The organism is Clostridium sp. K13, assembly GCF_019734195.1.
In the GTDB taxonomy this organism is placed as follows: Bacteria; Bacillota; Clostridia; order Clostridiales; family Clostridiaceae; genus Clostridium.
The window spans coordinates 144,320-155,970 of sequence record NZ_JAASHM010000002.1; the positions used below are offsets into that span (position 1 = coordinate 144,320).

Consider the following 11,651-nt stretch of genomic DNA (forward strand, 5'->3'; position numbering starts at 1 on the left):
AAAACCACCTCACTTTAATTAAAATAAAAATTGTAGATTATAATTTGACTGTTATATAGATATGATGTACTAATTAATATATAATTATTTTAACATAATTAAACAGTAAGGAGACTTAAAAATGAAAATTTTACAAAATTTAGAACCTAAAGAAGTTTTCGAGTATTTTGAAGCAATTTCAAATATTCCAAGGGGATCAGGAAATGAAAAGGGAATAAGTGATTACTTATTAAACTTTGGTAAAGACTTAGGGCTTGAAGCAATTCAAGATGAAGCATTAAATGTTATTATAAAAAAGCCTGGAACAAAGGGATATGAAAATGCACCAACTGTTATTATTCAAGGACATATGGATATGGTTTGTGAAAAAAATAATGGAGTAGATCATGATTTTGAAAAAGATCCATTAAAGTTAAGAATAATAGATGATTATATATATGCAACAGATACAACATTAGGTGCTGATAATGGTATAGCAGTTGCTTATGCTATGGCAATATTGGCTTCAAAGGATATTCCACATCCACCAATAGAAGTATTAATAACTACAGACGAAGAAACTGGAATGTCTGGAGCTATGGCTATTAGTAAAGAACATATAGATGGTAAGATATTAATAAATTTAGATAATGAAGAAGAGGGATATCTTTTAGTAAGTTGTGCTGGTGGAATAAGAAGTACAGCGACTATTAATATAGAAAAGCAAGATTTAAATAATAAAAAGTTAATTAAAATAAACATATCAGGACTTAAGGGTGGTCACTCTGGTATGGATATAATTAAAGAAAGAGGGAATTCAAATAAAATTTTAGGAAGAGTACTTAAAGGATTATCAAGAGAAATTAAGTTAAACCTTGTTAATTTAAATGGTGGTTCTAAAAATAATGCTATTCCAAGAGAAGCTGAAGCTATAATAGCTATAGATTCTAATGATGAAAATATAGTTATAGATATAATAAAAAATTGGAATGACATTATAGTTAATGAGTTAAGAACTCAAGATCCTGGGTTAAAAATAGAAGGATCAGTAATTACTGATAATTTAACTAAAGAGTTTAATGATGAGAGTACTAGTAAAGTTATAGATTTATTATATTTATATCCAAATGGAATAAACTCAAAGAGTGTTGAAATAGAAGGGTTAGTAGAAAGCTCAACTAATTTAGGAGTTTTAACTACTAATGAAAATACTGTTGAATTTGATTCAGCAATAAGAAGTTCTGTTCCATCATTAAAGGAGGAAATAGTTTTAAGAAGTAAAACTATAGTTGAACTTTTAGGTGGAAAGTTTACAACTACATCAGATTACCCAGGTTGGGAATATAATCCTGATTCAAAGATAAGAGAAATTTGCCAAAGGGTTCATAAAGATCTTTATGGAAATGAAGCAAAAATAGTTGCTATTCATGCCGGTGTTGAATGTGGATTATTTAATGAAAAGTTAGGTAATCTTGATATGATAAGCTTTGGACCAAACCTTTATGATGTTCATACTCCAGATGAACATATGAGTATTACATCAGTAAAAAATTGTTATGAATATTTAAAAGCAATACTTAAAGCAATTAAATAGTAAAAAAAAAGCGAAGACTTCGGTCTTCGCTTTTTTAATAAACTGCGAACTAAAGGTTAAGTCTACAATTTAAGTTTAATCTCCCTAAAGTTAACGACTTATCATACAAATTTGTAGCGGGAGTCGTTAAGTATAAATCGGAGAACTAAGAAAAACAATGAAGAGAAAAAATTAATATTCCATTTTTCATTCTCACTGTAGTTCGCAGTTTATTTCTACTCTTCATCATTATCTCTTACCCTGAATAAAATTATGATAAAAATTAATTGTTATGTATATAAATGAGTATTAATGAATATATTGTAATGTAATACGAAAACATAATAATTAAAGGATTGGAGAGGATGAGAAAGTGAGGTATACAAGATATAACTACAAGAAAAAGAAAAATAATGATATTGTAAAGTTTATTCTATCATTTATTGGTATGAGCGTATTTGTAATAATAGTGGGAGTATTTCTTGCTAATGTTATAATTCATTTCTTACCTATAAATAATGCAACTACTGGTGAAGTTACTAGTAGTAATGAGCAAACACAGAGTAATAATTCAGAAAATGTTAATGCAGAAGCAGTAAATGAAGAAGAAGATGCACAAGTAAATGCAGAGGTAAGTGAAGAAGTAAATAATAATGAACAAGCTTCTGAAGTTACTCAAGGAAATATTAATACAAGTTTTGTAGCTATTCAGTGTGGGTATTTTGCAGAAGAAGGTAATGCAAAAGAAACATTTAATAAGATTTCTAGTGGGTATGGAGCTTTTATATATAATGATGCAGATAAGTTTAAAGTATTAGCAGGTATTTATACAGCAGAAGAAGGTCAAGCTGTTATCGATAAATTAACAGCTAGTGGAATTGAGTGTGCTAAAGTTGATTTTAATCTTAATAGTGGTAATGCTGTTGAAAGTCAAATTGCTGGTATATATGATGGATATTTAGAAATATTAGATACTGCATTTAAAGATGATGTGAAATCTTTTGATATTACTGATTTTAAGGAATGGATAAGCAAGTTAGATGATATAAAAGAAGGAGATAAACATGAAGTTTTAGCTGAGTTAAAAAAACATATTAATGAATTAGGAACAGAAATAAAGAAAGAAAATGTAGCTAACGAAATGCAATATTTATATAAGGTTTTATTGAACTTTAATAAATAGAAAAAATACATGAATAAATATCAATAAATGTAAAAAAATATATTGAAAATTAAGAAAAAATTATATAATATTCTACAAAAAATTCATATAGAAAAAGAGGAAAGTGCTTGTTTGAATATCTATTAAGTGATAAACTATATTAGAAATAAAGATAGGTGACAAGTATTTACCTCTTTTTTATTGTGTTTTAAATTAAATTTTAAAGTCAAGTGTAAGACTAACGTTAAATTGGGAATAATAATAAATAAATGACTGTAGGATGTGATATTTTGAAGTTTATATTAGCATCAGCTTCAGAACGAAGAAAAGAGTTATTATCTAGGATAGTAAAGGATTTTGAAGTTAGAGTTAGTGATTTTGATGAAGAATCAGTACATGTTAATGAGGACATAGAAGAATATGTTAAAATATTATCAGAAGGAAAAGCTAAGTCTGTAGCATTAAATTATAGTAGCGATTCTATAATAATAGGAGCTGATACTATAGTTGTTATAGATAATAAAGTTCTTGGAAAACCAAAAGACAAGAATGATGCTTTTAGAATGCTTAAATCACTAAGTAATAATGTGCATAGAGTATATTCTGGAGTTACAGTTATTAATAATAGTACAAAAGTGATAAAAAGTGAATGTCTGTATACAGAGGTTTATTTTTCAGAGCTTTCAGATGAGGAAATATGGAAGTACATAGACACCGGAGAATGCTTAGATAAAGCAGGAGCTTATGGAATACAAGGCTTTGGTGGAGTATTTGTTAAAAGTATAAATGGATGTTACTACAATGTAGTTGGATTGCCATTAAACTTACTAAACAAAATGATAAAAGAAATTTTATAAGTTGGGGGATGGATATTATTACTTAAAAGGAGTGCTTATGGCAGAAAATATAAGAGTAAATGATATACCATTAAACGAAAGACCAGTTGAAAAATTACTTCAGTTTGGAGTAGAAAGTTTAAGTAACGAAGAGCTGTTGGCTATATTGTTAAGAACAGGTACAAAAGGAGAAAATGTCATAGCTTTAAGTAAAAGATTACTAATAGAGCTAGATGGTTTAGACGGACTTTTAAATGTAAGTTTTGAAGAAGCAAGTAAAATTAAAGGTATTAAGAAAGTAAAGGCTTGTCAAATAATTGCCATGATGGAGTTGTTTAATAGGTTTAAGACTTTAAAATCTCAAAAAGAGAATTTAAAAATTTCATCACCTAAAGATGTTTCAACATTATTAATTAATGAAATGAGCAATTTTAAGCAAGAAGTATTTAAATTAATACTATTAAATACTAAGAATATTATAATAGGAACTAAAGATGTATTTAAAGGAACATTGAACTCATCTATAGTTCATCCACGAGAAGTTTTTAAAGAGGCGGTTCAAAGAGGAAGTGCAAATATAATAGTTTGCCATAACCACCCATCAGGAGATCCTAATCCGAGTAAAGAGGATATTGATATAACTCTTAGACTAAAGGAATGTGGCAATATTATGGGAATTGGATTGTTAGATCATATTATAATTGGTAATAATAAATATGTTAGTTTAAAGGAAAAAGGAATTATATAATTGAAAGGGGAATTCATATGGGATTTTTCAGTAGTAATAAAGATATGGGAATTGATTTAGGAACAGCTAACACGCTTGTTTTTGTAAAAGGTAAAGGTATAGTGTTAAGCGAACCTTCAGTTGTAGCAATAAATAGTAATACAAGAAAACCTCTAGCAGTTGGGCAAGAAGCAAAGCTTATGATAGGTAGAACACCTGGAAATATAGTAGCAATAAGACCTCTTAAAGATGGAGTTATAGCTGACTTTGATGTTGCACAAACAATGCTTAAGAAATTAATAGAGAAAGTGACAAGTAAAAGTGCATTTACTAGTCCAAGAATAATAGTATGTTATCCATCAGGAGTAACAGAAGTAGAAAGAAGAGCTATTGAAGAAGCTGCAAAGTTTGCCGGAGCAAGAGATGTTGTTTTAATGGAAGAACCTATGGCTGCTGCTATAGGGGCAGGGCTTCCAGTTGGTGAGCCTACAGGAAGTATGATTGTTGATATCGGTGGAGGAACTACTGAAGTAGCAATTATTTCTTTAGGTGGAATAGTAACTAGTAAGTCATTAAGAGTTGCTGGAGATGAATTAGATCAAGCAATAATTGCATATGTAAAAAAAGAGTTTAGCTTAATGATCGGAGAAAGAACAGCTGAACAAATAAAGATGGAATTAGGATCAGCATATAAAATAGATGATGAAAATGCTTCTATGGATATCAAGGGAAGAGATATGATAACAGGTCTTCCAAAGATAGTTACAATAACAGAAGATCAAATAAGAGAAGCATTAAAAGAGCCAGTATATTCAATTATAGAATCAATAAAAACTACATTAGAGAAAACTCCACCAGAATTATCAGCGGATATAATGGAAAAAGGAATAATGTTAGCTGGAGGCGGAGCTTTGCTAAAAGGGCTAGATAAATTAATAAACCACGAAACAAACATGCCTGTTCATATTGCTGAAACACCATTAGATTGTGTTGTTTTAGGAGCAGGAAAAGCACTAGAAAATTTTGATGAATTAAGCAAGACTCAAAGAGGTCAATAATGAAACCTTTTAAAAATAAACTGGCAGTAACTATAGTGGTACTGTCAGTTGCCTTTTTAGGCATAATTATTTTCAGTTTAAAAAGTAATTCAAATATTATATCTAGTGGTGTAGGTAGTGTTATTAGTCCATTACAAAAGATAATTTATACTGCAAACGATAAGCTAAAGGGATCTTTTGATTTCTTTATTAATTTTTCAAAAGTAAAACAAGAGAATGAAGAACTTGCAGCTAAAAATGCAGAATTAGAAAATCAATTAATTGAGTATAATAGAATGAAAGATGAAAATACAAGATTAAGAGAAATGTTTGATTATTCTCAAGCTAATCAAAATTATAATTATTTAGGTTGTAATATAGTTGGATATAGTGGAGGAAATATTTCTAATGGTTATATAATTGATAAAGGAACCAATGATGGAATAAAAAAAGATATGGTTGTAATAACTCCAGTAGGGTTAGTTGGAAAAGTTACTAAAGCAGAAAGTAATTATTCCATTATTCAAACTATATTGAATGAAAATATTGCAGTGGCTTCTATGGTAGAGAGTACTAGAGAAACAACAGGAATATTGCAAGGGAATACAGATAACAAAAATAAAAAACTAACTATATTATCAAATATTCCAATAGATTCTGAGATAAAAGAAGGAGATGTCATTTTAACTTCAGGTCTTGGTGGAATGTATCCACAAGAAATTAGAATTGGAGAAGTAGTTTCAGTAGAAGTGGATAGTGTTGGAATTATGAAGAAAGCAATTGTTAAACCTTATGTAGATTTTAATAAACTTGAAGAATTATTTGTGGTAGTTCCTAAAGAAGAAATTAATATTGGGGAGTAGAAGTATGAAGAGATTATATTTGATAATTGTATTAATAGTCTTATTAATTATTGATAATACTTTATTACCTTATTATTCTATATATGGAGCCTTCCCAAGTTTATTATTTACATTTGCGATGGCTTATTCAATTATTAGAGGAAAAGAAGAGGCTATTTTTATAGGAGTAGTAAGTGGATTTCTGCAAGATATATTTTTCTTTTCAGGATTTGGGATAAACTTATTTTTAAATATGCTTTTATGTCTTTTATGTGCAAAAATAGGAGAAAGTATATTTAAGGAGAATAGATTAGTTCCAGTTTTAACAGCACTGGCTATTTCAGCATTAAAGGTTTTGGGAGTAGTGATTATATTTAAGTTATTTTCACAAACAATTAATATACAAGTAGCATTGATTTCATGTGTTTTAAATGGGATTTGTATGATGCTTTTCTATACGTTCATTTTTAAAATGTTGGATAAATATTTAGAGAGGAATACATGGAGGTTTAAATGATAGTTAATAAACCTAAAAAAAACAAAGAGAATTCTAGATATTCTGTTTTATATATAATTATGTTTATAATTATGGGGAGCATTGTTGCAAAGCTATTATATCTTCAAGTATATAAATATGATGATTATAAAGAAAAAGCTGATGTAAGTTCTACTAAATTTATTTCGGAAGAAGCTCCAAGGGGAAATATATATGATAGTGATGGCAACGTAATAGCAACTAATAAACAAACTTATACTTTAACTTATATGGAAACTGTAGATTCTACAAAAGCATTTTATAAAACTATGGATAAGGTTTTTAAAATATTAGAGGATAACGGAGAAAGTTTTCAAGATGATTTAGCACTTAAAGTTGATGAGAGTGGTAATATATATTTTGATTTCAAAACAGATAATGAATCTAATAGAAGAGCCCTTGAAATAAGATTCAAAAGAGATAGAGGCTTAAATGAGAATATAGAAAAAGAAAAGTTTAAGAATAAAGAAGGCGATTATACTGATGAGGAGATAAATGAAGTTAATGATGCACTTATGGAAATATCTGCAGAAGATACTTTTTATTATCTTGTTAAAAAGTATGATTTATATAAATTATTATTACCAGAAAATTATACAACAGAGCAAGCTAATGAATTAGCAAAAAAATATAAAGATACAAATGGTAAAGAAATATTAAATGATTTGTTAAAGCAGTACTCTATACAACAAATAAGACGTTATATAGTCGTAAAAGATGCTGTTAAGATGGGAAGCTTTAGTGGTTATTCAAATATAACAATAGCAAGTAATATAAATAGAGATACAGCTTTTATTATATATCAACAACTAAATGATTTACCAGGTATAAATGTTAGTTTAAAGCCGGTAAGATATTACCCATATGGTACATTAGCATCATCAGTTATAGGATATGTATCATCAATAAGTAGCTCTCAACAAGAAAGCTATGAGTTAAGAGGATATGATACATCAAGTGACTTAATAGGTGTATCAGGAATAGAATCAGCTTTTGAAGAACAATTAAAAGGAACTAAAGGGGGAACTACTGTAAAGGTAAATTCCCAAGGTAGAACTACAGAAGAGTTATTTAAGCTAGAATCTTATCCAGGTAATGATGTACATTTAACAATAGATAAAAATGTACAATATGCGGCACAAGAAGCCTTAAAGGATCAGATATTAAAATTACAATCAGAAGGATTAACAAGCGCTACAAGAGGTGCAGTTGTTGCAATAGAGGTTAATACCGGTAGAGTTATTGCTATGGCAAGTTATCCGAATTTTGATCCTAATGATTTTGCTATTCCTAGTGAATTGAGCACAGAAAAGTATAATGAATATTTTAATCCAAATCTAGAGTCATTTGGAACACAACATATTCAAAGTAGTGGTGCAAAGGGAACATTAGATGATCTTTTCCCGGTAAATGAAACTACTGGAATTAGAGAAGATAGATACGATATATATCCAAGATCTATGTTTAATTATGCAACTCAAGGATTAGTTGTTCCAGGATCAACATTTAAGCCATTAACAGCTCTTGCTGGTTTAACAGATGGTGCAATAAGTGAAAATGATACAGTTAATGACGTGGGGCTTTGGAGCAGTGAATATACAGGTAAGCAAGTACTTGAAAACTTCCAAAAAACGGGACATGGCATTACAGATGTAAGAAAAGCGCTTGAAGTATCATCTAACTATTTCTTTTATGAAACAGCTATTAGATTATATGTAAAAAATGGTGCTAATATAGATGCACTTAATTCAATAGCTCGTTATGCATGGAAATTTGGATTAGGAGTAGAAAAAGGAAAAACACCATCTACAGGAATTCAAATATATGAAAACTTTGGGCAAACATATAACTTTGTTTCGTGGAGAAATAGCCTTGCAACAAATGCAAAGTATAGTATAGTTCCAGCACTTGAAGAGGGTGTATATTATGGCTTTAATTTTGTACCATTTGATATTAGTGATATAAGTACTGACTCAGATGAATTAAAGCAATTAAAAACTAGCTTGAAAAATAATATTAAAGAAACATTACTTAAAGTTGGAACAGATGAACAAATCACAAGCCAAGATGAATATGCTAAAAGTATACTTGGAACTGTAAAAAAAATAATGGAGATATCTGATAAGTATAAGGAAAATGTAGCTAATTATGAAGCAAGCAAAAATACTAAAGTAAACATTGATGATCAAGCACAAAAGGTATCAAATGCAATTGCTTACTTTACTGTAACAAACCAAGCTTCAGAAATAAAATCTCCAATTAATTTAGTTCAAGATGCTATAGGGCAAAGTATGAATGCATTTACTCCATTACAAATGGCAAATTATGTTGCTACGCTAGCAAATGGAGGAACGCGTTATAAAGTTTCTATAGTTGATAAAGTTACATCACCTTCTGGGGAGGTTATACAAGAATTTAAGCCAGAAGTTATAGAAAGTAATCCGATTGATTCAAATATATTACAAATAATTAAGGAGGGGATGAGAAGAGTTAATACATCTCCATCTAATTCTACTAACTATACATTATTTGCAAACTTCCCTATTCCAGTTTGTGGTAAGACAGGTACAGCCGACTTCGGAACTTCGGAGCAATATGAGTTCCAAGGAAGAAAAGCATATGCTAACTATATAAGTTTTGCTCCAATGGATAACCCTCAAATAGCTATATTCTCAACTATTTATGATGGTAATAGAGGGGCTAATAGTGCTGCTGTCCATAAAGGGATATATGAGGCATTCTTTAAGGATCAATTATTAGCGATAAATCCTAATTATGCATCAACATCAGATACTTTCCAAAAGTATGTTGTAGAAGCTCCGGCTAATAATAATCAAGAAGCAGAAGAACAAGCACAACAACAAGAGCAAGTTCAACAAGGTCAGGAGACACAACAGGAGCAGCCGCAACAAGGTGAATAAAGTATGATAAGAGAGGAGATTTAATTACCTCTCTTATTTTTAGTTAAAAGTTAAAATATAGAATGTTTACTTTGTAAAAAAAAATAATTTACAATTAAAAGAATATAATGGTAAAATAAGTGGTATTTTGTAGGAAAATTACAATAGTTTTAAGTATATTATGTTTTTAATTGTAGTTATATGGTATAATTAAAATTAAATTGAGTTTTTAATTGGTGGAGGATGGCCAATGAAGGATGAAAGAATACAAATAAGAGGTAATAAAGACGGTGTAAATGTTATAATAGATATGAATAAGTTTATATGCTTTGACAATATGCTAGAAGTTCTAGTAAATAGTTTATCAAAGAATAAGAGCTTTTATAAAAATTCAATATTGAAAATAACAGCTAATCTTAAGCATATAGATGATTCTGAAATAGCTAAGTTAAAAGAAGAGTTATTTCAAAAGATAAATATAAAAGATTGTATTTTTGATGATATAAATGAAGTTAAAGAGAATAATTCATATAAAGTTTTTAATGGAATTAATGAAGGAAAAACTAAATTTATCAAAAAGACAATAAGAGGTGGACAGTCTATTGATTACCCTGGTAATATTATTATTATAGGAGATATTAATAGTGGAGCTGAAGTTTCAGCAGGAGGTAATATTATAGTTCTTGGAAGCATTAAAGGAAATGTACGAGCTGGTACTGGCGGAAATAAGAAGTCTATAATAGCAGCATTTTTTATGCAGCCTGAGCTTATGCAAATTTCAGATATATTAACTATATCACCGGATGACGGATTAAAGCCATCTTATCCAGAAGTTGCAAAAATAAAAGATGGTTATATAGTAGTAGAACCATATTTACCAAATAAATATATTTACTAAAGTGGAGGGATTTAAATGGGAGTTTCGATAGTTGTTACATCAGGTAAAGGTGGAGTTGGAAAGACTACAACAACGGCAAATTTAGGAACTGCGTTAGCAGCATTAGGGAAGAACGTTGTAGTAGTTGATGGTGACACTGGATTAAGAAATCTTGATGTATTAATGGGATTAGAAAATAGAATAGTTTATACAATAATAGATGTAATTGAAAATAGATGTAGGCTAAAGCAGGCATTAATAAAAGATAAAAGATATCCAAATCTTTGTTTATTACCAACAGCTCAAACAAAGGATAAGGATGATATAAGAGCACAGGATATGTTTGATTTAGTTAATAAGCTTAAGGAAGAATTTGATTATGTATTAATTGATTCACCAGCAGGAATTGAACAGGGGTTTGAGAACTCTGTTGTTGGAGCTGATAAGGCTGTAGTAGTTGTTAATCCTGAAATTACATCAGTTAGGGATGCTGATAGGGTAATAGGAAAATTAGATGCAAAAGGTTTAGAGGATCATACTGTTATAGTTAATAGGTTAAATTACGAAATGACAAAAAGAGGAGATATGCTTGACGTATCAGATATTATAGAAACTTTATCAGTGAAATTATTAGGTGTTGTTCCTGATGATAGAAGTATAACTGTTTCAACTAATAAAGGAGAACCTATAGTTTTAGATGAAAAGGCTCTTTCAGGGCAAGCATTTAGAAATATAGCTAAAAGAATTACAGGAGAAGAAGTTCCATTATTAAAATTAGGTTCTGAATCAACAGGTTTCTTTTCAGCTATAAGAAAGATTTTTAAGAAAAACTAGGGGGTTAAGAGTGGTATGGATTTATTAAGGGTATTTTCTAACAAAACTACTCCAAAAGAAGTTGCTAAAGATAGGTTAAAGTTAATACTTATTCATGACAGAGGTGATTTAGCTCCTGAAACTTTAGACAAAATAAGAAAAGAAATATTAGAAGTAATTTCTAAGTATATAGAGATTGATGCTAATGATGTGGAGATATCATTAAATAGAAGTGATGATATCGAGGGAGAGACTTCTCCAGCATTAATTGCAAATATTCCAATAAAAAATATAAGAAATAGATAGTATATAGAGACTGTTAAAAATAATAACAGTCTCTTTTGTTTTATTACTATTAAAAATGAATATT

The 11,651-nt window shown here is 29.2% G+C and carries 11 protein-coding genes; all 11 read left to right on the forward strand.

Annotated features, from left to right (window positions below):
* Positions 1–121: 121 nt before the first annotated feature.
* The 11 genes from HCG76_RS02185 (at position 122) to minE (ending at position 11,587) form a co-directional block, all read left to right on the forward strand.
* Positions 122–1,573 carry an aminoacyl-histidine dipeptidase gene (locus HCG76_RS02185; RefSeq protein WP_221699004.1) on the forward strand — a complete coding sequence of 484 codons (1,452 nt, stop codon included), beginning with the start codon at positions 122–124 and terminating at the stop codon, positions 1,571–1,573.
* Positions 1,574–1,925: 352 nt separating this feature from the next.
* Complete coding sequence (locus HCG76_RS02190; protein ID WP_221699003.1) at positions 1,926–2,735, forward strand: hypothetical protein; 810 nt, start codon at positions 1,926–1,928, stop codon at positions 2,733–2,735.
* A 269-nt stretch (positions 2,736–3,004) separates the two neighbouring features.
* Positions 3,005–3,571 carry a Maf-like protein gene (locus HCG76_RS02195; RefSeq protein ID WP_221699002.1) on the forward strand — a complete coding sequence of 189 codons (567 nt, stop codon included), beginning with the start codon at positions 3,005–3,007 and terminating at the stop codon, positions 3,569–3,571.
* Between the two features lie 37 nt (positions 3,572–3,608).
* On the forward strand, positions 3,609–4,298 hold the full coding sequence (gene radC, locus HCG76_RS02200; RefSeq protein ID WP_221699001.1) for a RadC family protein: 690 nt from the start codon (positions 3,609–3,611) through the stop codon (positions 4,296–4,298).
* A 17-nt stretch (positions 4,299–4,315) separates the two neighbouring features.
* Positions 4,316–5,335 carry a rod shape-determining protein gene (locus HCG76_RS02205; RefSeq protein WP_133014034.1) on the forward strand — a complete coding sequence of 340 codons (1,020 nt, stop codon included), beginning with the start codon at positions 4,316–4,318 and terminating at the stop codon, positions 5,333–5,335.
* Positions 5,335–6,177 (forward strand): rod shape-determining protein MreC, encoded by an 843-nt coding sequence (gene mreC, locus HCG76_RS02210; RefSeq protein ID WP_221699000.1) that lies wholly within the window; start codon positions 5,335–5,337, stop codon positions 6,175–6,177. The genes HCG76_RS02205 and mreC overlap by 1 nt, the downstream gene beginning before the upstream one ends.
* A 4-nt stretch (positions 6,178–6,181) precedes the next feature.
* Complete coding sequence (gene mreD, locus HCG76_RS02215) at positions 6,182–6,673, forward strand: rod shape-determining protein MreD (RefSeq protein ID WP_221698999.1); 492 nt, start codon at positions 6,182–6,184, stop codon at positions 6,671–6,673.
* The gene (locus HCG76_RS02220) at positions 6,670–9,612 is read left to right on the forward strand and encodes a penicillin-binding transpeptidase domain-containing protein (RefSeq protein ID WP_221698998.1); all 2,943 of its coding nucleotides are present in this window, start codon (positions 6,670–6,672) and stop codon (positions 9,610–9,612) included. The genes mreD and HCG76_RS02220 overlap by 4 nt, the downstream gene beginning before the upstream one ends.
* A 229-nt stretch (positions 9,613–9,841) precedes the next feature.
* Positions 9,842–10,489 carry a septum site-determining protein MinC gene (gene minC, locus HCG76_RS02225; protein ID WP_221698997.1) on the forward strand — a complete coding sequence of 216 codons (648 nt, stop codon included), beginning with the start codon at positions 9,842–9,844 and terminating at the stop codon, positions 10,487–10,489.
* A 15-nt stretch (positions 10,490–10,504) separates the two neighbouring features.
* Positions 10,505–11,302 carry a septum site-determining protein MinD gene (gene minD / locus HCG76_RS02230; RefSeq protein WP_221698996.1) on the forward strand — a complete coding sequence of 266 codons (798 nt, stop codon included), beginning with the start codon at positions 10,505–10,507 and terminating at the stop codon, positions 11,300–11,302.
* Between the two features lie 15 nt (positions 11,303–11,317).
* The gene (gene minE, locus HCG76_RS02235; RefSeq protein ID WP_221698995.1) at positions 11,318–11,587 is read left to right on the forward strand and encodes a cell division topological specificity factor MinE; all 270 of its coding nucleotides are present in this window, start codon (positions 11,318–11,320) and stop codon (positions 11,585–11,587) included.
* Positions 11,588–11,651: the final 64 nt, after the last annotated feature.

Bases quoted from the DNA above. Each gene is read 5' to 3' on its own strand.
- minC (WP_221698997.1), top strand. From the start codon at position 9,842: ATGAAGGATGAAAGAATACAAATAAGAGGTAATAAAGACGGTGTAAAT.
- minE (WP_221698995.1), top strand. From the start codon at position 11,318: ATGGATTTATTAAGGGTATTTTCTAACAAAACTACTCCAAAAGAAGTT.
- HCG76_RS02220 (WP_221698998.1), top strand. From the start codon at position 6,670: ATGATAGTTAATAAACCTAAAAAAAACAAAGAGAATTCTAGATATTCT.
- minD (WP_221698996.1), top strand. From the start codon at position 10,505: ATGGGAGTTTCGATAGTTGTTACATCAGGTAAAGGTGGAGTTGGAAAG.
- radC (WP_221699001.1), top strand. From the start codon at position 3,609: ATGGCAGAAAATATAAGAGTAAATGATATACCATTAAACGAAAGACCA.
- mreC (WP_221699000.1), top strand. From the start codon at position 5,335: ATGAAACCTTTTAAAAATAAACTGGCAGTAACTATAGTGGTACTGTCA.
- HCG76_RS02185 (WP_221699004.1), top strand. From the start codon at position 122: ATGAAAATTTTACAAAATTTAGAACCTAAAGAAGTTTTCGAGTATTTT.
- HCG76_RS02205 (WP_133014034.1), top strand. From the start codon at position 4,316: ATGGGATTTTTCAGTAGTAATAAAGATATGGGAATTGATTTAGGAACA.
- mreD (WP_221698999.1), top strand. From the start codon at position 6,182: ATGAAGAGATTATATTTGATAATTGTATTAATAGTCTTATTAATTATT.